General features: G+C 69.0%; 23 protein-coding genes and 1 riboswitch. Of the genes, 18 read left to right on the top strand and 5 right to left on the bottom strand.

Annotated elements, in window-relative coordinates; genetic code table 11:
• Window positions 1-36 precede the first annotated feature (36 nt).
• The 5 genes from folP (at window position 37) to AW273_RS20480 (ending at window position 3146) form a co-directional block, all read left to right on the top strand.
• Window positions 37-894 (top strand): dihydropteroate synthase, encoded by an 858-nt coding sequence (gene folP, locus AW273_RS20500; protein WP_062350173.1) that lies wholly within the window; start codon window positions 37-39, stop codon window positions 892-894.
• The gene (locus AW273_RS20495) at window positions 881-1321 is read left to right on the top strand and encodes a nuclear transport factor 2 family protein (protein ID WP_062336910.1); all 441 of its coding nucleotides are present in this window, start codon (window positions 881-883) and stop codon (window positions 1319-1321) included. Before folP ends, AW273_RS20495 begins: the two co-directional genes overlap by 14 nt.
• Before the next feature lie 514 nt (window positions 1322-1835).
• Window positions 1836-2177: a dihydroneopterin aldolase gene (gene folB / locus AW273_RS20490; RefSeq protein WP_439648639.1), complete on the top strand. Its 342-nt coding sequence runs from the start codon at window positions 1836-1838 to the stop codon at window positions 2175-2177.
• Window positions 2174-2674: a 2-amino-4-hydroxy-6-hydroxymethyldihydropteridine diphosphokinase gene (gene folK / locus AW273_RS20485; protein ID WP_062350168.1), complete on the top strand. Its 501-nt coding sequence runs from the start codon at window positions 2174-2176 to the stop codon at window positions 2672-2674. Before folB ends, folK begins: the two co-directional genes overlap by 4 nt.
• Before the next feature lie 10 nt (window positions 2675-2684).
• Entirely contained in the window at window positions 2685-3146 is a 462-nt protein-coding gene (locus tag AW273_RS20480) for a DUF3180 domain-containing protein (protein ID WP_062350166.1), read from the top strand.
• On the opposite strand, the gene AW273_RS20475 is transcribed toward AW273_RS20480, so the two are convergent.
• On the bottom strand, window positions 3147-4292 hold the full coding sequence (locus AW273_RS20475) for an NADH-quinone oxidoreductase subunit D (protein WP_062350164.1): 1146 nt from the start codon (window positions 4290-4292) through the stop codon (window positions 3147-3149). It abuts the gene before it with no gap.
• A gap of 37 nt (window positions 4293-4329) precedes the next feature.
• On the opposite strand from AW273_RS20475, the gene AW273_RS20470 reads away from it, so the two are divergent.
• Window positions 4330-5511 carry a cytochrome P450 gene (locus AW273_RS20470; RefSeq protein WP_062350162.1) on the top strand — a complete coding sequence of 394 codons (1182 nt, stop codon included), beginning with the start codon at window positions 4330-4332 and terminating at the stop codon, window positions 5509-5511.
• Between the two features lie 46 nt (window positions 5512-5557).
• Here the strand turns inward: AW273_RS20470 and AW273_RS20465 are convergent, their stop codons facing one another.
• The 3 genes from AW273_RS20465 to AW273_RS20455 are packed head-to-tail and all read right to left on the bottom strand — an operon-like array spanning window position 5558 to window position 8159.
• Window positions 5558-6730, bottom strand: a complete 1173-nt coding sequence (locus AW273_RS20465; protein ID WP_062350160.1) for a cation:proton antiporter — start codon at window positions 6728-6730, stop codon at window positions 5558-5560.
• Between the two features lie 5 nt (window positions 6731-6735).
• On the bottom strand, window positions 6736-7218 hold the full coding sequence (locus AW273_RS20460; protein ID WP_062350158.1) for a cation:proton antiporter regulatory subunit: 483 nt from the start codon (window positions 7216-7218) through the stop codon (window positions 6736-6738).
• 5 nt (window positions 7219-7223) lie between these two features.
• Window positions 7224-8159 carry an SAM-dependent methyltransferase gene (locus tag AW273_RS20455; protein WP_062350156.1) on the bottom strand — a complete coding sequence of 312 codons (936 nt, stop codon included), beginning with the start codon at window positions 8157-8159 and terminating at the stop codon, window positions 7224-7226.
• Between the two features lie 119 nt (window positions 8160-8278).
• On the opposite strand from AW273_RS20455, the gene AW273_RS20450 reads away from it, so the two are divergent.
• The 7 genes from AW273_RS20450 to AW273_RS20420 all read left to right on the top strand — a co-directional run bounded on the left by AW273_RS20450 (window position 8279) and on the right by AW273_RS20420 (window position 15657).
• Window positions 8279-9169 (top strand): Rossmann-like and DUF2520 domain-containing protein, encoded by an 891-nt coding sequence (locus AW273_RS20450; protein WP_062350154.1) that lies wholly within the window; start codon window positions 8279-8281, stop codon window positions 9167-9169.
• Entirely contained in the window at window positions 9160-9990 is an 831-nt protein-coding gene (panC, locus tag AW273_RS20445) for a pantoate--beta-alanine ligase (protein ID WP_062350152.1), read from the top strand. The genes AW273_RS20450 and panC overlap by 10 nt, the downstream gene beginning before the upstream one ends.
• A gap of 10 nt (window positions 9991-10000) precedes the next feature.
• Window positions 10001-10420, top strand: a complete 420-nt coding sequence (gene panD / locus AW273_RS20440) for an aspartate 1-decarboxylase (RefSeq protein ID WP_062350150.1) — start codon at window positions 10001-10003, stop codon at window positions 10418-10420.
• Between the two features lie 48 nt (window positions 10421-10468).
• Window positions 10469-12970: an L-aspartate oxidase gene (locus tag AW273_RS20435; RefSeq protein ID WP_062350148.1), complete on the top strand. Its 2502-nt coding sequence runs from the start codon at window positions 10469-10471 to the stop codon at window positions 12968-12970.
• A gap of 7 nt (window positions 12971-12977) precedes the next feature.
• On the top strand, window positions 12978-13760 hold the full coding sequence (locus AW273_RS20430; protein WP_062336940.1) for a type III pantothenate kinase: 783 nt from the start codon (window positions 12978-12980) through the stop codon (window positions 13758-13760).
• Between the two features lie 54 nt (window positions 13761-13814).
• Window positions 13815-15272, top strand: coding sequence for a bifunctional lysylphosphatidylglycerol synthetase/lysine--tRNA ligase LysX (gene lysX / locus AW273_RS20425; RefSeq protein ID WP_062350590.1), 1458 nt, complete (start codon window positions 13815-13817; stop codon window positions 15270-15272).
• Between the two features lie 169 nt (window positions 15273-15441).
• Window positions 15442-15657, top strand: a complete 216-nt coding sequence (locus tag AW273_RS20420; RefSeq protein ID WP_030452964.1) for a LuxR C-terminal-related transcriptional regulator — start codon at window positions 15442-15444, stop codon at window positions 15655-15657.
• On the opposite strand, the gene AW273_RS39135 is transcribed toward AW273_RS20420, so the two are convergent.
• A complete protein-coding gene (locus AW273_RS39135; protein ID WP_269750254.1) occupies window positions 15654-16625 on the bottom strand; it encodes a C40 family peptidase in 972 nt (323 codons plus the stop codon). The genes AW273_RS20420 and AW273_RS39135 overlap by 4 nt on opposite strands.
• A gap of 2 nt (window positions 16626-16627) precedes the next feature.
• Window positions 16628-16778: riboswitch (cyclic di-AMP (ydaO/yuaA leader) on the bottom strand.
• A gap of 177 nt (window positions 16779-16955) precedes the next feature.
• Here AW273_RS39135 and AW273_RS20410 point away from each other — a divergent pair.
• The 5 genes from AW273_RS20410 to AW273_RS20390 form a co-directional block, all read left to right on the top strand.
• Entirely contained in the window at window positions 16956-17465 is a 510-nt protein-coding gene (locus tag AW273_RS20410; protein ID WP_062336944.1) for an amino-acid N-acetyltransferase, read from the top strand.
• A gap of 199 nt (window positions 17466-17664) precedes the next feature.
• The gene (locus tag AW273_RS20405; RefSeq protein ID WP_083949916.1) at window positions 17665-18822 is read left to right on the top strand and encodes an RDD family protein; all 1158 of its coding nucleotides are present in this window, start codon (window positions 17665-17667) and stop codon (window positions 18820-18822) included.
• Window positions 18823-19009: 187 nt separating this feature from the next.
• Window positions 19010-19780 carry an RDD family protein gene (locus tag AW273_RS39130; protein ID WP_083949898.1) on the top strand — a complete coding sequence of 257 codons (771 nt, stop codon included), beginning with the start codon at window positions 19010-19012 and terminating at the stop codon, window positions 19778-19780.
• Between the two features lie 465 nt (window positions 19781-20245).
• Window positions 20246-20587 (top strand): histone-like nucleoid-structuring protein Lsr2, encoded by a 342-nt coding sequence (locus AW273_RS20395; RefSeq protein ID WP_030452969.1) that lies wholly within the window; start codon window positions 20246-20248, stop codon window positions 20585-20587.
• Window positions 20588-20879: 292 nt separating this feature from the next.
• The coding region (locus AW273_RS20390; protein ID WP_275935594.1) for a Clp protease N-terminal domain-containing protein at window positions 20880-21640 on the top strand (761 nt) is incomplete at its 3' end.

Raw genomic sequence — 21640 nt, 5'->3', positions numbered from 1 at the left:
AGGCTTGATCCCGATCGACCACATGAGGAGCCGTTGATGAGCGCGTTCACCGTGCCGGGGCTGCCCGACGCCGGGCGCTGCCTCGTCATGGGCGTGGTCAACGTCACCCCCGACTCCTTCTCCGACGGCGGCCGGTGGTTCGACCCCGAGATCGCCATCGCCCACGGCCTCGCCCTGGTCGAACAGGGCGCCGACATCGTCGACGTGGGCGGCGAGTCGACCCGTCCCGGGGCCGCGCGGGTCTCCCTCGAAGAGGAACTGCGCCGGGTCGAGCCGGTGATCCGTGCGTTGTCCGCCGAGGGCGTCGCCGTCAGCGTCGACACGATGCGCGCCGAGGTCGCCGAGCTGGCCGTGGCCGCCGGGGCCCGGCTGGTCAACGACGTGAGCGGCGGCCTGGCCGACCCCGTGATGCCCCGGGTGGTGGCCGCCTCCGGCGTCGCCTACGTGGTGATGCACTGGCGCGGCCACAGCAGAGACATGGAGAGCCGGGCGATCTACAGCGATGTGGTCACCGAGGTGAGCGAGGAACTGCGCAAGCGCGTCGACTCGGTGCTCGCCGAGGGCGTCCGCGAGGAGCAGTTGATCCTCGACCCGGGCCTGGGGTTCTCCAAACAGGCCGACCACAACTGGGCGCTCCTGGCCGGTCTCGACCGGCTCCGGGAGTTGGGCCGGCCCCTGATCATCGGGGCGTCCCGCAAACGTTTCCTCGGCCGGCTGCTCGCCGGTCCCGACGGCGAACCCCGCCCGTTCGCCGAGAACGACGACGCGACCCTGGCGGTCACCGCGCTCGCCGCCCGAGACGGCGCCTGGTGCGTACGCGTCCACGACGTCCGACCCAACGCCGACGCCGTACGGGTTGCCGCGGCGTGGAGGGCAGCCGATGAAAGAGGTTGAAGACCTCAACCAGGCCTTTTACGCCGCGATCGAAAGCGCCGACCTGGATCGAATGTCGGAGATCTGGGTGGAGGACGTGCCCGACCACCTGGTGGCGATGTGCGTCCATCCCGGGTGGCCGATGTTGTCCGGTCGTGGCGAGGTGCTGCGGTCGTGGGCGCTGATCATGGCCAACACGCCCTATATCCAGTTTGTGCTCACTGACGTACAGACGACGGTTTTAGGGAATGTCGCGGTGCTGACCTGCGCCGAGAACATCCTCACGGCGGCCGACGCCGAAGACGTCGGCGACACGGGGTTCGCGGCCGGGCGGGTGGTGGCGACGAACACGTTCGTGAAGACGGCGGGCGGCTGGCGTCTGTGGCACCACCACGGGTCGCCGGTGCTGCAGACGGGCGACGACGAGGAAGAGGAAGAGACGTCCTGACCCGGGTGAGGTCGCCGCAACAGGGCTGGGCTGTGTGGTGATCCCTGTCGTGGACGATGTAACGGCGGGTCTCCGACACACCTAGCCGGCCAAGTCTGAGTACACGATGTCGGGATTCGGGCCGGCTGCGGCGCGCTTGGCGTCGCTGGTCTCGCCATGTGGTGCTCCGGGTGGCAGGAGCACCTGACGTCACGGCCGGTTCATCGCAGCGCGACCGCCGGAGGAGGACTCGAACGGCTCGCTCGACGGCGGCCCGTCGGCCCGCGGCTGAAGGGTGCATGACCATCGCCGGCCATCCCTTGGAATGCCGCTGCCGGCCCTGTCACGCCGCCCGCAATCGGCGGGTGTCGTGCTATGCGGGGAGGGTTTTGGGGGTGTCATGGCGTTCGGCGGAATGTGCGTTCGGGCGGGGGGCGTTGTGATCGGCGGAATCGGTTGGCTGTAGAAAGTGATCTCGGGCAGGAAGCCTGATGGAGATCGGTGCGGAGGTGTCGTGGGCCTCGATACGGTGAGCTTGAAAGGGCTTCGGGCGAGGGGGCGGCATGGTTGCCTGCCCGCTGAGCGCGAGCTGGGGCAGGAGTTCGTCGTCGACGCGACGTTGTTCCTCGACGTGAGGCCGGCGGCGGCCGGTGACGATCTGACCAAGACCGTCGACTACGGGGCGCTGGCGCTCGAACTGGTGGCCGTGGTCGAGGGGGAGCCGGTCGATCTCATCGAGACGCTGGCCGAGCGGCTGGCCGCGGTCTGTCTGCGCTACGAGCTCGTGGAGGACGTCGAGCTCAGCGTGCACAAGCCGGCGGCGCCGATTCCGCTGCCGTTCGACGACGTGGTGGTGACGGTCAGGAGGTCGCGGTGAGGGTCGTCTTCTCGCTGGGCTCCAACCTCGGGCAGCGGATGGACTATCTGCAGAGCGGCCTCGACGCGCTGTTCGACGCGCCCGGCATGTCGTTCGTGGCGCTTTCGCCGGTCTACGAGACCGATCCCGTCGGCGGGCCCTCCCAGGGGGCCTATCTGAACGCCGTGGTGATCGCGGAGACCACGCTCGATCCCCGCACCCTGCTCGACCGGGCCCTCGGGGTGGAGGACGCGTTCGGGCGGGTCCGCAGGGAGCGCTGGGGGCCGCGCACCCTGGACGTCGACATCATCATGGTCGGCAACCTTCTGTCCGACGAGGCCGAGTTGACCCTGCCTCATCCCCGGGCCCACGAACGGGCCTTCGTGCTGGTGCCGTGGTCGCAGACCGACGCCTCGGCGGTGCTGCCGGGGCGGGGGTCGGTGGCGGCGCTGCTGGCCGGTCTCGACCAGAGCGGCGTGCGCCTCCGGGCTGACCTGTCGCTGGAACCCCCGCTTTAGGAGTCGTGTCGTGAAGCCCAGCAATCCCGGTGTGCTCGTCGGCGTCGTGGTCGTGTTCGCCGTGGTGACCTGGGCATTCCTGCAGGGTGCCTACGCGAGCCTGCCGCAGGTGCCGTGGACGGCCATTCCGACGTTCCTGCTGCTGGCGATCGGCGAGGCGTACACGGGGTGGCTGACCCGGGGGCGGATCATGCGGAAGGAAGACACCACCCCGCCTGAGCCGCTGGTGGTGGCGCGGCTGGCGGCACTGGCCAAGGCGACGGCTCTCGCGGGGGCGGCGTTCGCGGGGATGTTCGGCGGGTTCCTCATCCACACCCTGGGGATGTTCGACATCCCCGGCCCGAGGCACGACGCGTTGGTGTCGGCCGGGTCGCTGATCTCGGCGGTGGTGCTGGTCTGCGCGGCGCTCTTCCTGGAGTTCTGCTGCCGGATCCCGGGCGACAAGAACAACCAGGACCAGCGGCCCGCCTGATCACTTGTCGATGTCTCCCACGACGAAGAACATCGAGCCCAGGATGGCGACCATGTCGGCGACCAGACGGCCGGGCAGCATCTCCCTCAGCACCTGGATGTTGTTGAAGCTGGCGCTGCGCAGCTTCAACCGCCACGGTGTCTTCTCGCCCCGGCTGACCAGGTAGTAGCCGTTGATGCCCAGCGGGCTCTCGGTCCAGGCGTAGGTGTGGCCTTCGGGCACTTTGAGGATCTTGGGCAGCCGCTGGTTGATCGGGCCCGGCGGCAGGTCGGCCAGCCGGTCGAGGCAGGCGTCGGCGAGGTCGAGAGAGACCTTGACCTGGTCGAGCAGGACCTCGAAACGGGCGTGGCAGTCGCCCGCCTCACGGGTCACGACCGTGACCGGAAGCTCGCCGTAGGCCAGGTAGGGGTCGTCGCGGCGCAGGTCCCAGTCGACGCCGGAGGCGCGGGCGATGGGGCCGCTGACGCCGTACTGGCGGATCGTCTCGGGGGTCAGCACGCCGACGCCCCGGGTGCGGGCCAGGAAGATCTCGTTGCCGGAGATCAGGTTCTCGATGTCGGGGAGGCGGCGGCGGACGTCGGCGACGGCCTGGCGGGTGCGGGACATCCAGCCTTTGGGGAGTTCCTCCTTCAGGCCTCCCACGCGGTTGAACATGTAGTGCATGCGGCCGCCGGAGATCTCCTCCATGACCGCCTGGAGGGTTTCGCGCTCGCGGAAGGCGTAGAAGAGCGGGGTGATGGCGCCCAGTTCGAGGGGGTAGCTGCCGAGGAACATCAGGTGGTTCAGCACGCGGTTCAGTTCGGCCAGCAGGGTGCGGGCCCAGACCGCGCGTACGGGGACCTCCATGCCGAGCATGCGCTCGACCGCGATGACCACGCCGAGTTCGTTGGCGAAGGCCGAGAGCCAGTCGTGGCGGTTGGCCAGGACGATGATCTGGCGGTAGTCGCGGACCTCGAAGAGTTTCTCGGCGCCGCGGTGCATGTAGCCGATGATCGGTTCGGCGGTGCCGATGCGTTCGCCGTCGAGGGTGAGGCGGAGCCTCAGCACGCCGTGGGTCGACGGGTGTTGCGGGCCGATGTTGAGGATCATGTCCTCGGTCGCGAGTTCTTTGGCGCCCGCGCCCATGCCGACCACGATCTCGCTCATGGTGTCATCGTGCCACGACCCGTTTAGCATGTGAAATGTGCGGTTTGACCCTTGGAACCCGGATTTCGTGGCCCATCCTTACGACGTCTACGCCGATCTTCGCGCCGACGGGCCGGTTCACTACTTCGACAAGACCGACCAATATCTGATCCCGCGATACGAGGACGTCAACGCCCTGCTGCGCGATCGGCGGCTCGGGCGGTCGTACCTCCATCTCGACGACCACTCCGTCTTCGGGCACGAGCCTGAGCCGGAGTTCCAGGAGCCGTTCTGGCGGGTCGTGCGGGCGGGCATGCTCGACGTCGAGCCGCCCGTCCACACCCGGCTGCGGCGGCTGGTGTCCAAGGCGTTCACGCCGCGTATGGTCGAGGCGCTGCGGCCCCGGATCAGGGTGATGGCCGCCGAACTGGCCGACGCGCTGGCCGCCAAGGGCGGTGGCGATCTGATCGCCGAGGTCGCCGAGCCGCTGCCGGTGACGGTGATCGCCGAGATGCTGGGCGTGCCCGAGCAGGACCGCCCCCACCTGCGGCCGTGGTCGGCCGACATCTGCGGCATGTACGAGCTCAACCCCTCCCTCGAAGCCCAGCACACCGCCGCGCGGGCGGCCGAGGAGTTCGCGGCCTACCTGCGCGACCTGTCCCGGGTCCGGGCCGAGAACCCCGGCGACGACCTGATCAGCGCGCTGACCCAGGTCGGGCTCACCGAGGACGAGCTGATCGGCACCTGCGTGCTGCTGCTCAACGCCGGGCACGAGGCGACGGTCAACGTGACCGGCAACGGCTGGTGGTCGCTGTTCCGCAACCCCGGCGAGCTGGCGCGGCTGCGGGAGGACCGGTCGTTGCTGCCCACGGCGGTCGAGGAGATGATGCGCTGGGACACGCCGCTCCAGATGTTCGAGCGGTGGGTGCTGGAGGACATCGAGGTCGGCGGCACCCCCATCCCGCGCGGCAGCGAGGTGGCGCTGCTGTTCGGCTCGGCCAACCGCGATCCGTCGGTGTTCGCCGAACCCGACCGCTTCGACGCCGGGCGTGCCGACAATCCGCACATCTCGTTCGGGGCGGGCATCCATTTCTGCCTGGGCGCCCCGCTGGCCCGCATCGAGCTGATCGAGTCGTTCGGGGCGTTGCTCGACCGGGGCATCGACCTGGTCGAGGAACCGGCCTGGAAACCCGGTTACGTGATCCGCGGCCTCACGGAACTGCGGGTCTCCACAGCCTGAGAGAGTTGCCCACCCGTTGTCCACAGGCTGTGGACAACGGGAGGGCTCAGTGGGGAGTGGGGTTGGACTTGGTCAGGGCCGCCACCAGCGGGGCGGTCAACCGGGCCGCCAGCGGGCCGAAGGCCGCCAGAATCAGCACGTAGGCCGCCGCCAGGGGCCCCAGGTCCGGATGGGCGCCCGCCGCCACGGCCAGGCCGGCGATGACGATGTTGAACTCGCCCCGGGGGATGAGCGCGATGCCGGCGCGGACCCGTCCGGCCTTGCCGATGCCGGCGCGGCGGGCCGCGAAGGCGCCCGTGGCGAGCTTGGTGACCATGCTGACGAAGGCCAGGATCGCGGCCAGCCACAGCACCGGCACGATCTTCGCGGGGTCGGTCTGGAGCCCGAAGAACACGAAGAACACGGCCGCGAACAGGTCTCTGATGGGCATCAGGAGTGCTCGGGCGTCGTGGGCCAGCTCGCCCGACAGCGCGATGCCGACGAGGAACGCGCCGACCGCCGCCGAGACCTGGAGCTGCTGGGCGAGACCGGCGACCAGCATGGCCAGACCGATGACCTTGAGCAGCAGCACCTCGGAGTTGGGGCTGGCGACGAACTTCTCGATCCAGTCGCCGAACTTCAGCGCCACGACCAGAACCACCGTCACGGTCGCCAGCGCGATCGCGACCGTGACCGCGCCGCTCAGCAGCGACACCCCGGCCAGCAGGGCCGTCAGGATCGGCAGGTAGAGCGCCATCGTCAGGTCTTCGAACACCAGCAGCGACAACACGACGGGCGTCTCGCGGTTACCGATCCAGCCCAGGTCCGACAGGACCTTCGCGGTGATGCCCGACGACGTCGCGTAGGTGACGCCGCCCATCGCGACCGCCGCGACCGGGCCCCAGCCGAGCAGCAGCGCGGCGATCACGCCGGGGGCGGCGTTGAGGACCAGGTCGACCAGGCCGCTGGGGGCGTTGCTCTTGAGGCTGGTCATGAGTTCGTCGGCGTTGTACTCCAGGCCCAGGGTGAGCAGCAGGAGGATCACGCCCAGTTCGGCGCCGGTGGCGATGAACTCCTCGCTGGTCGCGAGGGGGAGGATGCCGCCCGTGCCGAAGGCCAGGCCCGCGACGAGGTAGAGGGGGATCGGCGAGATGCCGACACGGAGGGCCAGGGCCCCCAGAATGCCGAGCGCGAGAATGACCCCGCCGAGCTCAAGGAAAAGTATCGCGGTGTGGTGCACGCGTCCTACCCGTCAGCCAGAATGTCGGCGACCGCCCCGGTGTTCTCGGCGTCGCCGACCACCACGACCACGTCTCCGGCCCGGAACACGAAATCGGGCGTCGGGCTGGCGTGCACCTGACCACCGCGCACCACGGCCACCACGGAGGCGCCGGTGCGGGTGCGGATGCGGGCGTCTCCGAGTGTGCGGCCCTCGTAGGGCGAGCTCGGGGTCACCGGGATCTGCACGCTGACCAGGCCTTCGACCTCGCGGTGAAGGGCGTTGAGACGCTGGACGATGCGGGGAGCGCCGAGAAGCTCGACGAGGGCGTCGGCCTCCTCGTCGGTGAGCTGCACGCTCTCACACGCCCGATCAGGATCGTCGCGGTCGTAGATGATCAGATCGCGTCTGCCGGAACGGTGCGACACGATTCCGATGCGACGGCCCGTGTGGGTCGTGAACTCGTGTTTTAGGCCGATTCCTGGCAATGCGGTCTGCTCGATCTCCACACCCTTTACCGTACCTGTTCTAACCAGCCGAAACCTCCCAGCCCCCGGGGATCGATGAGCTCCGCCTCGGCCGAGGCGCGGGCCAGCGCCCGCAGGTAGCCGCGCGGGTCCCGGGAAGCCAGCTCCAACGGCGGTCGCGCGCCGGTCAGGCCCAGGCCGCGCAGGGCCTCGCGCTGGGTGGTGAGCAGGCCCTCTCCCCGGGCGCAGGCGTCGAGGGCGACGTGGGCGGTGATGTCACAACTCCCGTCGGGTATGGGGGCCACCGCGTGGCCGTCTCGGTAGCCGGTCAGGGTGCCCCGGTCGGGGCGGTCGGCCGCGGTGTGGGCGTAGTCGACGGCGACGCACAGGCCTCGCGACAGGCGTGCGAGAAGGGAGTCCCACGCCTCGTCGCGCGGACGCCCGATCTCGGCGCGCGACCCGACGCGGGGGAGCGGCCACCAGGCGGCGAGCCAGGCGAGGTCGGCCGGATCGGTGAGCGGGGGCCCCAGGCGCTCCGCGCCCGTCTCAGGGTCGACCAGGACGATCCGGGGGCCGTCTGGGGTCTGCTCGACCACGTCGAGCGGCACGTTGTCGAGCCACTCGTTGGCCACGACCAGACCGGTGATCTCCCCGGGGGCCTCCTCGGCCCACTCGATCTCCGCGGGAAGGCCGGCCGGCCGCGACGCCACCTCGACCGCGGTCACCCGGAGCCGGTCGCCGCCGAACGCCGCCAGCACCCCCGCCGCCAGACGCCCGTCACCGGCCCCCATGTCGACGAAGTCGAGCCGCGCCGGATGGCCGAGCCGCGCGTCGACCCGGTCGAGCAGCCGCGACACGGCCTCGGCGAAGATCGGGGAGGCGTGGACGGACGTGCGGAAATGCGCCGAAGGGCGCTCCTTCAGGTAGAACCCGCCGTCTCCGTAGAGCGCCCGATGGGTCGCCTCCCGCCACGAAACCCACATCCGCACGACCCTACCCAGGAAGCGGTGTCCGGAAGTGGACACTCTTGATCGCCGTGACCCCCCGACCCTTACGGCTTCCAGTAACTCCCCGCCGTTACTCTGGCGGTCGGGAGGACGGCATGGACACAAGCGATCGCCCCGCGCGGCTCAGCGTGGGGGTGCTCGGAGCCGGACGGGTGGGTTCCGTTCTCGGTGCCGCTTTGGCCCAGGCGGGACACCGGGTGGTGGCTGCCAGCGGGGTATCCGACGCGTCCCGGCGACGGGCCGACGACCTGCTGGGCGTCGAGCTGAGCAGACCCGACGAGGTCATGCGCAAGGCCGAACTGATCCTGCTGACGGTGCCCGACGACGTGCTGCCGGGCCTGGTGTCGGGGCTCGCGGCCACCGGCGCCGACCTGCGGGGCAAGCTGCTGATGCACGCCAGCGGGGCCTACGGCCTGGGCGTGCTGCAGCCCGCGACCGACGTGGGCGCGCTGCCGCTGGCGCTCCACCCCGTGATGACCTTCACCGGGCGCGGCGACGACTTCGGCCGGCTGAACGGCTGCACCTTCGGGGTGACCGCGCCCGATCAGCTACGGCCGGTGGCCGAGGCGCTGGTGATCGAGATGGGCGGCGAGCCGGTCTGGATCAACGACCGCGACCGCCCGCTCTACCACGCGGCCGTCGCGGGCGCGGCCAACCACATGGTCACCCTGATCGCCGAGTCGCAGGACCTGCTGTCGCGCATCGGGGTCGAGCACCCCGGCCGGATGCTGGGGCCGCTGCTCGGCGCCGCGCTCGACAACGTGCTGCGGCTGGGCATCACCGGGCTGACCGGGCCGGTCGTCCGCGGAGACGCCGAGACGGTGCGCAAACACGTCGACGCCCTGATCCTGGCGGCGCCCGAAGCGGCCGACGCCTACATCGCGCTGGCCCGGCTGACCGCCGACCGCGCGCTGGCCGCGGGCCTGCTGAAGCCCGAAGCGGCCGAACGGCTCCTCGACGCGCTGGGAGGCAACATATGGACCTGACGGTCGCCGGGAACCACGCCGAGCTCGCGGGCGCGCGACGGCCCGGCTCCTACGCGCTGGTGCCCACGATGGGCGCGCTGCACGACGGGCACCGGTCGCTGATCCGGCTGGCCCACGAGCAGGCCGACCACGTGATCGTCAGCGTCTTCGTCAACCCGCTCCAGTTCGGGCCGGGCGAGGACTTCGGGCGTTATCCCCGCACCTTCGACCACGACCTGGAGGTCTGCGGCGAAGAGGGCGTGAGCGTCGTGTTCGCGCCCGCCGTCGAGGACATGTACCTGCCCGACCGGCAGGTCTCGGTGTCGGCGGGGGCGATGGGGACGGTCGCCGAGGGCGCGTTCCGGCCGGGGCACTTCGACGGAGTGCTTACGGTGGTGCTGAAGCTGTTCAACCTGACCCGGCCCGACGTGGCCGTGTTCGGCCAGAAGGACGCGCAGCAGCTCGCCCTGATCCGGCGGATGGTCGCCGACCTCGACGTGCCGGTGACGATCGTCGCGGGCCCGACCGTGCGCGAACCCGACGGCCTGGCCCTGTCGAGCCGCAACCGCTACCTGTCGGCCGACGACCGGGCCACCGCGCTCCACCTGTCCAGGGCCCTCAGGGCGGGGGCGGCCAACCCCCACAGGGCCAAGGAGGCCGCGAAGGCGGTGCTCGAAGAGGCCGCCCGGCTCAAGCCCCCGCTGCTGCTCGACTACCTGACGCTGGCCGACCCCGCCACGTTCGACGAGGTCCCCGCGGGCCACCGGGGGGAGGCGATCCTCGCGGTGGCGGCCAAGGTCGGGACGACCCGCCTGATCGACAACGTCGTACTGAGTCTGTGAAGGGACCGCGATGCTCAGGACCATGCTCACGGCCAAGATCCACCGGGCCACGGTGACCCAGGCCGACCTCCACTACGTGGGGTCCCTGACGGTCGACGAAGACCTGCTGGACGCGGCCGGCCTGCTGGCCGGCGAGCAGGTCCACGTCGTCGACATCGACAACGGGGCGCGGCTTGTGACGTACACCATTCCGGGCCCCCGGGGCTCCGGAATCATCGGTGTCAACGGGGCCGCGGCCCGCCTGGTCTCGCCGGGCGACCTGGTGATCATCATCGCGTACGGGCAGCTCACCGATGCCGAGGCGCGGGTGTTCACCCCCAAGGTCGTCCATGTCGACCGCGACAACCGCATCGTGGACCTGGGCGCTGATTTGGCCGAAACGTTGCTTCCCGGTCTCCAAAGGGGCGACGAAGTGACCACCCGGGGATGAGCCCTTTCGTCGCGGGCGTTATCGTCATATTGACGAAAGGGGCTCGCGATGACCGACACCACCCTCCCCCGCAGGCTGACCGCGCCACCTCCCGGCTGGACGACGTCCGCCGACGTGGTCGTGGTCGGCTCCGGGATCGCGGGCCTGACCGTGGCGCTGCGCTACACCGAGCTCTCCCCGGCCGGTCGCGTGCTCGTCGTCACCAAAGACGTCCTGTCGGCCGGATCGACCCAGTGGGCCCAGGGCGGCATCGCCGCCGTGCTCGCCCCCGGCGACACCCCTGACGAGCACCTGAGCGACACCCTGCTGGCCGGGGCCGGGCTCTGCGACGAGGAGGCGGTGCGGGTCCTGGTCACCGAGGGCCCCGACGCGCTCAAGCGCCTGATGGAGCACGGCGCCCGCTTCGACCGCGACGACCGCGGCGAGCTCCAGCTCACCCGCGAGGGCGGCCACCGCCGCAACCGGATCGTGCACGCGGGCGGCGACGCCACCGGCGCCGAGGTCCAGCGGGCCCTCGTCGAGGCGGCCGCCCAGGAACCGCGCATCGAGATCATCGAACACGCGCTGGTCCTCGACCTGCTCACCGACGCCCAGGGCCGGGCCTGCGGCATCACCCTCCACGTCATGGGCGAGGGCGCCCGCGACGGCGTGGGCGCGGTCAGGGCGGGCGCGGTGGTCCTGGCGAGCGGCGGCATGGGCCAGGTGTACGCCTCCACGACCAACCCCCTGGTCTCCACCGGCGACGGGGTGGCGCTGGCGCTGCGCGCCGGGGCGGTGGTCCGCGACTTGGAGTTCGTCCAGTTCCACCCGACGGTCCTGTGGCTCGGCCACGAGTCGACCGGCCAGCAGCCGCTGGTCAGCGAGGCGGTCAGGGGCGAGGGCGCGGTGCTGGTCGACTCCGCCGGCGAACGCTTCATGGTCGGCGTGCACGAACTGGCCGACCTCGCCCCCCGCGACGTCGTGGCCAAGGCGATCATGCGGCGGATGGCCGAGACCGGCGACGACCACGTCTACCTCGACGCGCGCAGCTTCGGCGAGGAGAAGTGGCAGGCCCGGTTCCCCACGATCCTCGCGGTCTGCCGGGAGCACGGCATCGACCCGGTGACCGAGCCGATCCCGGTCGCCCCGGCCGCCCACTACGCCAGCGGCGGCGTGCGGACCGACCTGTTCGGGCGGACCAGCGTCCCCGGCCTCTACGCGTGCGGTGAGACGGCGTGCACGGGGGTGCACGGGGCGAACCGCCTGGCGTCCAACTCCCTGCTCGAAGGGCTCGTGTACGCCGAACGCATCGCCTCGGATCTGATCACACCCCGTGCGGCGCCGGGCCCGGACGTCTTCGACGGACGGAGCGGACTCGTCGACCCGCGCACGCGCGGCCGCGTCCAGGCGTTCATGAGCCGGGGCGCCGGGGTACTGCGCAGCGTGGAGAGCCTCTCCGGAGTCGCCAAGGCGCTGCGCGACGCGCAGTGGACCCCGATCGCCGTCGAGCCCTGTCTGGAGGCGTGGGAGGCGACCAACCTGCACACCGTGGCCACCGCCCTGACGCGGGCCGCCTCGGCACGGCAGGAGACGCGGGGCTCCCACTGGCGGGAGGACTTCCCCGACCGCCGTGACGACACGTGGCTCGGCCACCTCGACATCACGCTCACCGAGAAGGGCGAACTGGTCATGGAGCACGTACCGCACGTCAGCGCCGACGCCGACCTGCTGGCCGCCGGGCTCGACCCGGCCGAGATCCACACCCTGATCGAGACCGCCTTCCGCGAGGATCTGGCGACCGGCGAGGACGTCACCTCGGCCGCCACGATCCCGGCCGGTCAGAAGGCCGTCGGCGACATCGTGGCCCGCCGCTCCGGCGTGGTGGCCGGCCTGCCGGTCGCCGCCGCCGCGTTCCGGGACGCGGGCCTGGAGGTCGAGCTCCGGGCCAAGGACGGCGACAAGGTCTGCTACGGCGACGTGCTGATGACCGTCAAGGGCGAGACCAGGGAGCTCCTCACGGTCGAGCGCACCGCGCTGAACCTGCTCACCCACCTGTCGGGCATCGCCACCGCCACCGCCCAGTGGGTGAAGGCGATCGAGGGCACCGGCGCCCGGGTCAGAGACACCCGCAAGACCCACCCGGGCCTGCGCTCCCTGGAGAAGTACGCCGTCCGTTGCGGCGGCGGCGTCAACCACCGCATCGGCCTCTACGACGCCGCCCTGATCAAGGACAACCACGTGGTGGCCGCCGGCGGCGTCGCCGAGGCGTTCCGCGCGGTGCGCAAGGCCTACCCCGACATCCTGATCGAGGTCGAGGTCGACCGCATCGACCAGATCGAGCCGGTGCTGGCCGAGGGCGCCGAGGAGATCCTGCTCGACAACTTCACCGTGCCGCAGCTCAAGGAGGCCGTGGAGCTGGTCGCCGGGCGGGCCCGGCTGGAGTCGAGCGGCGGCCTCACCCTCGACACCGCGCGGGCGGTGGCCGAGACCGGGGTCGACTTCCTGGCCGTCGGAGCCCTGACCCATTCGTCCCCCGCGCTCGATATTGCACTAGATCTTCGTGGTGCATAATCGGGGCATGCTCCTCACCATCGACGTCAGCAACACCCACACGGTGCTTGGCCTGTTCGAAGGTGAAGAGGTCATCGAGCACTGGCGCATCGCCACCGACGCCCGCCGGACGGCCGACGAACTCGCGGTGATCCTCCAGGGGTTGCTGGCCCAGTCGGCCATCCTCAAGAACACCGACATCTCGGGCATCTCCATCTGCTCGACCGTGCCCTCGGTCCTCAACGAGATGCGCGAGATGTCCCGCCGCTACTACGGCGACGTGACCTCGGTGGTCGTGGAGCCCGGCGTCCGCACGGGGGTGCCCGTGCGGATGGACAACCCGAAAGAGGTCGGCAGCGACCGCATCGTCAACGCGCTGGCCGCCATCAGCCTGTTCGGCGGCCCCTGCGTGGTCGTCGACTTCGGCACCGCGACCTCGTTCGACGCCGTCTCGGCGAGGGGCGAGTACGTCGGCGCGGTGACCGCCCCCGGGCTGGAGATCAGCGTCGACGCGCTGGCCGAGGCGGGCGCCCAGCTCCACAAGGTCGAGCTCATCCGGCCCCGCTCGGTGATCGCCAAGAACACCGTCGAAGCCCTCCAGTCGGGCATCATCTACGGCTTCGCCGGCCTGGTCGACGGCATCGTCGACCGCATGACGGCCGAGCTCGCCGCCGACCCCGACGAGGTGACCGTCGTCGCGACCGGCCCCGGGGCGCCCCTGGTGGTCAGCGAGGCGCGGACGATCGACGTACACGAACCCTGGCTCACCCTCATCGGCCTGCGGCTGGTCTACGCCCGAAACACCGCCTAAACGCCGCTAATCTGTAGTGCCGTGAGCGAAGAGCTGAACGAGCTTCCGGAGCAGATGCGCGTCCGCCGCGAAAAGCTGGACCGTCTGATCTCCGAAGGCGTCGACCCCTATCCGGTGAACTACCCGCGGACCGCGACCAACGCGGAGGTCCGCGCGAAACACGCCGGCCTTGAGGCGGGCGCCGCGACCGGCGAGACCGTCGGCGTGGCCGGTCGCGTGATGCTCTCCCGGATCGGCGGCAAGCTCTGCTTCGCGACCATCCGCGACGGCTCCGGCGACCTCCAGATCATGTTGTCGCTCGACCGGCTCGGCGAAGAGTCGCTGGCGGCCTGGAAGCGCGACGTCGACCTGGGCGACCACGTCGGCATCACCGGCGAGGTCATCACCTCCAAGCGCGGCGAGTTGTCGATCATGGCCGACTCGTGGGCGATCACCGCCAAGTGCCTGCGCCCGCTGCCCGAGAAGCACGCCGGGCTCAGCGACCCCGAGGCCCGCGTCCGGCTGCGCTACGTCGACCTCATCGTCAACGACGAGGCCCGCAAGATGGCCCACATCCGCAGCGCCACCGTGCGCGCGGTCCGTGACTTCTGGCACGAAGAGGGCTACCTCGAGGTCGAGACGCCGATGCTCCAGCCGATCCACGGCGGCGCGGCGGCCCGGCCGTTCAAGACCCACATCAACGCCTACGGCATGGAGCTCTACCTTCGCATCGCGATCGAGCTCTACCTCAAGCGGCTGGTCGTCGGCGGCATCGAGAAGGTCTTCGAGATGAACCGCAACTTCCGCAACGAGGGCGCCGACTCCACCCACAACCCCGAGTTCACCATGCTCGAGGCCTACGGCACCTACCTCGACTACAACGACATGGCCGACCTGACCCAGCGCATGTACCAGAAGGCCGTCGTGGCCGCGCTCGGCACCAGCGTCGTCCGCCACGGCGACCAGGAGATCGACCTCGGCCTGGCCGAGTGGCCGCGCATCACCCTCTACGGCTCGGTCTCCAAGGCCCTCGGTGAGGAGATCACCACCGAGACGCCGCTGGAGGCCGTGCGGAAGCTGGCCGACCGGCGCGAGATCCACTGGGACCCGAAATGGGGCCAGGGCAAGCTCGTGCAGGAGATCTTCGAGGCGCTCGTCGAGCACACCCTCATCCAGCCCACGTTCGTGATGGACTATCCGCTGGAGACCTCGCCGCTGACCCGTCAGCACCGAGAGAATCCGCTGCTGACCGAGAAGTGGGACCTGATCGGCTTCGGCACCGAGCTCGGCACCGCCTACTCGGAGCTGGTCGACCCGATCGAGCAGCGCCGCCGCCTCACCGAGCAGTCGATCCTCGCGGCCGGCGGCGACGCCGAGGCGATGCAGCTCGACGAGGACTTTCTGCAGGCCCTGGAGTACGCGATGCCCCCGACAGGCGGTATGGGAGCGGGCATCGACCGCATGATCATGGCCTTCACAGGAAAAAACATTCGCGAAACAATTCTGTTCCCGCTGGTACGCCCCAGCCATTGAATTCCCGTTTAGCAGCAGGTGAGGCCCCCACAGCACGTGGGGGCCTCATGTTACTAGGCGTTCACATACGCCTGAGCAAGTCAATACCCCTGCTTGACGTCCTTTCTCCCCGACGTTTACCTTCCCTGAGGGGTGGCGAGAATCATCCGTCGTGGGAGAGGGGCTCACGATGTCAGTTTCCGAGACCGAGCGCGTCGGCCTGACCGACGACGAGTTGCTGCTGCTGGCCGAACTGGCCAAGGGCGTGACCGTCGACCGTGTCGGGCGGAGCCTTGATGTCAGCGGCCGGACGGTGCGTCGTCGGCTGCGCGGCATCTGCGACCGCATCGGCGTCGCCACCGCCATCGAGGCCGTCGCATGGGCGGCCCGACGGCGTTTGATCTAGTCGGCGATCCGCACGGCGCCCGCGAACGGCCTGTTGCCGATCGCCGCGACCCGCACGACGTCACCCGTGCGGGGAGCGTGGACCATGTAGCCCCCTCCGATATAGAGGCCCACGTGGTGCAGGTCGTTGTAGAAGAACACCAGGTCACCCGGCCGCAGGTCGTCCCGTGAGACGTGCGTGCCCGCCGTCCACTGGCTGCCGGTGTAGTGGGGGATGCTGATGCCGACCGTGGCGTAGGCCGCCATGATGAGGCCCGAGCAGTCGTAGGAGTTGGGTCCTTCGGCGCCCCACACGTAGGGCTTGAGCTGCTGGGTGAGCGCCCATCTGGTCGCCTGGGCGGCCTTGCCGTCGCCGACGACCGGCAGGCTGAGCCGCTTCGCCACCGACACCTGGCCGGCGACCTGGGCGTACAGCCGGCTCTCCGTCTTCTTGATCAGGCCGCGGATCGTGTTCTCGCGTTTGTCGAGGCTCTTGATGAGCTTGCTCACCTCGTCCTGGCGGGCCTTGGCGCTGACGCGCGCCCGCTCGGCGGCCTTGCGCGCCTTGGTGAGCTGGACGACCTCCTCGCCGCTCTGCAACTGCAGCGCGTAGGTCGTGGAGGCGACGTCCATGTAGGCGTCGGGGTTGGGGGCGTTCATCAACGCGATCCCGCTGGCGCCACCGGTCATGTAGGCGTTGGTGGCGAACACCATCGCGCGCTTGCGACGGGCCTCCAGGTCGGCCTCGCTCGTGTCGAGCGTCTTCTTGGCCGTCGCGGCCGAGCGCTTGGCCTCGTCGAGCCTGATGCGCTCACCGTTGTACTGCTCGGTGAGCGACTCGATCTCCTCGTGCAGCTTCTCGACCTCGGCGGTGAGCTCTTTCAGCGTGGGCTCGGGGTCGGCGGTGGCGGAGACCACCGGAGCGCAGATGGTGATGAGGGCCAGCGCCGAGCCCACGAACACGACCCTGCGGACGGTTCGACGAAACAACCATGCTCCTTCCAGAGGGCCTGCCGGGTTAGCTGACGGGTTCGGACGGAAGCAGCCCTACCTTGCGGATTCACCCCATCGGACCGCGCGGAGGCGGTCCCGGTGGGTCCCCGGCTCCCCCGCCTCAGGCGGAGGACTCGGCCGCCTGGACATTAGTGCACGTCATGTTCGTGCTCAACCGGAACTGCGATTTCTGTCTAGGTTCGACAACCGAACAATCACGGACAGATCACGCAAGAGACCAGGGTAACCGAGGTGGCCAGGGGGGTTTCGGTCGCCATCTGTGACCGTAGGCTTCGTCGATTTGTGCTGGGCCGTTAAGGTCCTTGCATGGTCAAGGTCCGCCGCGCGCGTACCCCCGACGTCCGGGCGATCCGCCGGTTCGTCGACTCCTACTCCGGGTCGGGTCCCCGGTTGCTCATGAAGAGCACCGTCACCCTCTATGAGGACGTCCAGGAATTCTGGGTGGCCGAGCTCGACGGCGCGGTCGTGGGCTGCGGCGCGCTCCACGTCTTGTGGGAGGACCTGGCCGAGATCCGGACCGTCGCGGTCGATCCGGCCTGCCGTGGAATGGGCATCGGCCACGAGATCGTCGGGGCCCTCATCGCCACCGCGCGCGAACTCGGGGTGCGGCGCGTCTTCTGCCTCACCTTCGAGGTCCCGTTCTTCGAACGCCACGGCTTCCGCGAGATCAACGGCACCCCCGTCTCCCCCGAGGTGTACGCCGAACTGCTCGCCTCCTACGACGAGGGTGTCGCGGAATTCCTTGATCTTGAACATGTGAAACCCAACACTTTGGGCAATACACGCATGATCCTGCACTTGGAACCGCGTGCTTGACCGTGGTCATAACGGGCCGGGAAGGTGACTGTAGATCCGGCTATCGATACTTTTGGCTATGTCAAGCGTGCGTGTCTCACGTGTACCGCATGCGTACTCGAAGTGAGGTGACACGGTGAGCGCCCAGCCGCCATACCGCCCGGACGACCGTGAAGGGCAGCAAGGCCAGGACAAGCCCGCGCAGGACTATGACCCGGACATGACGATCGTGAGCCGCAACCCCACCGGGGGGACCGGCCAGCAGCCCGTCTACGGCCAGCAGCCCTACGCCCAGCAGGGCCAGCAGGGCCAGCAGGGATACGGCCAGCAGGGCTACCCCCAGCAGGGCTACGGCCAGCAGCAGCCCGGTTATGGACAGCAGCCCCAGCAGGATTACGGGCAACAGCAGGGTTACGGCCAGCAGCCTCAGCAGGGCTACGGGCAGCAGCAGGGTTACGGCCAGCAGCCTGGTTACGGGCAGCAGCCCGGCTACGACCAGCAGCCTGGTTATGGTCAGCAACCCGGTTATGGGCAGCAGCAGCCCGGCCATGGCCAGCAGCCCCAGCAGGGCTACGGCCAGCAGTCGGGTTACGGCCAGCAGCAGCCCGGCTACGGTCAGCAGCCTCAGCAGGGCTACGGCCAGCAGCAGGGCTACGGGCAGCAGCCTGGTTACGGACAGCAGCCCGGTTACGGTCAGCAGCCTCAGCAGGGCTACGGCCAGCAGCAGGCCCCGTCCTACCAGCAGCAGCCCGGCTACCCCGGCCAGCCCCAGGGCACCTACGGCCAGCAGCAGTACTCCGCCCCCGCCTACAACCCCGGCTACCCGGCCCAGGCCCTGCCCCCGGGCGTGCCGGCCCCGCTCGCCGACTGGTGGCAGCGGCTCGTGGCCCGCATCGTCGACGGCCTCATCATCGGCGTCGTGTTCTTCGTGTTGTCGTTCGCGATCACCGCCCTGGTGGTCACGCAGCCGTCGTTCAACCCCGACGACCTGACGTCGATCGAGCCCGGCGGGTTCACCCTCGCGACCATCCTCATCACGCTCGTGAGCGCCACGGCCTGGTTCGCGTACGAGTTCTTCATGCTGAAGTCGCGCGGCCAGACCCTCGGAAAGATCGTGATGGGAATCCGTGTCATTCCGGTGGGCGGCGACCTGTCGACGCCGGGACTTTCCGTCGAGACCGCCGGCAAGCGAGCCGCCGTCATGTACGGCCCGCAGTTCATCCGCGCGTTGGCGATTGTTCCCGTGGTGGGCTCCATCATCAACGCCGTGGCGGGCCTGTTCTCGCTCCTGAACGTTCTGTGGCTGCTCTGGGACAAGCCCCTGCAGCAGGCGCTTCACGACAAGGTGGCGAATACGATCGTCGTCAAGGTCAAGTAGTGACATAGCGCACAGAACTAACCGTGCCCGGGGTCGATGGATCGCGCCATCGACCCCGTTTCATGTACACAGCGTGTTCGGTCCGTTGTATCCGAAATAACTTCCTAAAGCGGTAAGCGGTTGGTGCTAGCGTGCCTTGAGACCATGAACACTCATGTCCCCACATAGAAGTGACGAGAGGTAACCAATGCACCCGGAACCGCCCCCCGGTCAGAACCCATATGGTTCCGTCCCGCCGCCGCAGCAAGGCGGTTACCCGCCGCCCCAGGGTTACCCGCCCCAGGGTGGTTACCCGCCTCCGCAGCAGGGTGGCGGATACCCCCCTCAGGGTGGTTACCCACCCCAGGGTGGATATGGTGCGCCCCAGGCTCCCCAGGGATATGGCGCCCCGCAGGGTTATGGCGCCGCCCCCTCTTATGGCACACCGCAGGGCGCACCTCTTCCTCCCGGAGTTCCGGCGCCTCTCGCCGAGTGGTGGCAGCGTTTGGTCGCCCGCATCATCGACGGCCTAATCCTGGGCGTCGTGGTCAACCTGCTTATCGGCGGCCTGATCTCCAGCGCGTTCACCACGACGACGACCAGCGAGATCGGCGGCCTTACGATCGAGCTCCCGACGGTCTCGTTCGTCGGCCTTCTGATCCAGGCCGTGGTCTCCTTCCTGCTGTACGCCGCCTACGAGTTCTTCCAGATCTCGCGCGACGGTCAGACAATCGGCAAGAAGGTTATGAAGATCCGGATCGTTAAGCTCGGCCAGCCCGCCATGGGCGGCATCGACGCCGAAAGCTCCATCAAGCGCATCGGCGTCATGTGGGGCCCGCAGCTCCTGGCGTTCAACACGATCCTGAGCTTCATCGGCGGCGTCTTCAGCCTGGTCAACGTGCTGTGGCCGCTGTGGGACAAGCCCCTGCAGCAGGCGATTCACGACAAGGTCGCCGGAACTGTGGTGGTCAAGCTCTGAGGCCCGCGGAAGCGTTCCAAACAGAGGGGCGGTCGCTCGGCGACCGCCCCTCTCGCTTTTCATCGGTACGATTCATAAGCATCGGGTAAGCGGCCTGACCACCCCGCGCGACCCACCGGTCACGGACTCCGCTATCGTCAGGGACGTCTCCGTGGACCTTCTGACACGAAAGCCCCGATTTCATAGGGGTTCCCGGCGATTTCCCAGGGAAGGAGTGAGGTCGAATGTCAGAGGTATTGTCCGCCCTCATACCACCTCTCGTAGTCGGTGCCGCCGTCGTCTACGGCGTCGTAAAGTTGCTGCGTTCTGATGCCGCCGGGCTCCGAGGAAGGCGCGAACCGGACGAGAAGTCTTCCGACAACGCCTGAACCTGAACGCCTCCTGGCAATCGTGAATTGTCAGCGGCGGAAACCGGGTATATGTTTGGCTGACGAATCAAACTTTGCTCTGCGAAAGGATTGCCGGATGGCCAAGCACACGCAGGTGATTCTCATCGACGATCTCGATGGCGGCGAGGCCAATGAGACTGTCACCTTCGCGCTTGACGGCACGTCATATGAGATTGACCTCAGCGACTCGAACGCCAAGAAGCTCCGCGAAGCGGTCCTGCCTTTCGTCAACGGTGCCCGTCGTGCGGAATCGACTCCTTCACGTGGCCGTCGTCGTGGCGGCGGTAGCTCGCAGCGCGCGATGACCCGCGAGAAGAGCGCGGAGATCCGCGCCTGGGCCAAGGCGAACAACCACCCCGTGAGCGAGCGCGGTCGCATTGCCGCCTCGATCGTGGAGGCCTACGAAGCGGCTCACTAAGTGCTGCGAAGCGATCGTGCGGTTATACCGGTCGCCGGGGGTCCCGAAGTCGAAGGGATGTCACGGCCATCGGGATGATCGCACGATCGTGTTTTGTGCCCACATAAACGTCGTTCGCTTGCGGCGTATCGGGAACACCGCACCCTCCGGCAGTAGTTGGATGGAGGGTGAACGCCCTGCGCCCGGGGAACGCCTACTCCAATAGACTTGACTGTTCTCCGTGCCGGGGCTGGCATGCGGAACGACGGAGCCGGAACTCCCGGTCCGCCCGACCGCTCGTGAGGAGCGACGAATGTTCGAGAGGTTCACCGACCGTGCGCGGCGGGTGGTCGTCCTGGCCCAAGAAGAGGCCCGGATGCTCAACCACAACTACATCGGTACGGAGCACATTCTTCTTGGTCTGATCCATGAGGGTGAAGGTGTGGCGGCCAAGGCTCTCGAGAGCCTGGGGATCAGCCTTGAGGGGGTGCGCCAGCAGGTCGAGGAGATCATCGGCCAGGGCCAGTCCGCCCCGTCGGGCCACATTCCCTTCACGCCGCGCGCCAAGAAGGTCCTTGAGCTGTCGTTGCGTGAGGCGTTGCAGCTCGGTCACAACTACATCGGGACCGAGCACATCCTGCTGGGCCTGATCCGTGAGGGCGAGGGTGTCGCCGCTCAGGTTCTGGTGAAGCTGGGCGCCGACCTGAACCGGGTCCGGCAGCAGGTCATCCAGTTGCTGCACGGCTACCAGGGCAAGGAGCCGGCGGCGGCGGGAGGCCCCCAGGAGGCGGCTCCGTCCACGTCACTTGTTCTCGACCAGTTCGGCCGCAACCTCACGCAGGCCGCTCGCGAGGGCAAGCTCGACCCGGTCATCGGGCGCGAGAAGGAGATCGAGCGGGTCATGCAGGTGTTGTCCCGCCGCACCAAGAACAACCCCGTCCTGGTGGGTGAGCCCGGCGTCGGCAAGACCGCCGTGGTCGAGGGCCTGTCCCAGAAGATCGTCAAGGGCGAGGTGCCCGAGACGCTGAAGGACAAGCAGCTCTACACCCTCGACCTGGGTGCGCTGGTGGCGGG

This window comes from Herbidospora yilanensis, from assembly GCF_001570565.1.
GTDB lineage: Bacteria > Actinomycetota > Actinomycetes > Streptosporangiales > Streptosporangiaceae > Herbidospora > Herbidospora yilanensis.
This window is presented reverse-complemented; position numbering and strand designations above follow the sequence as displayed.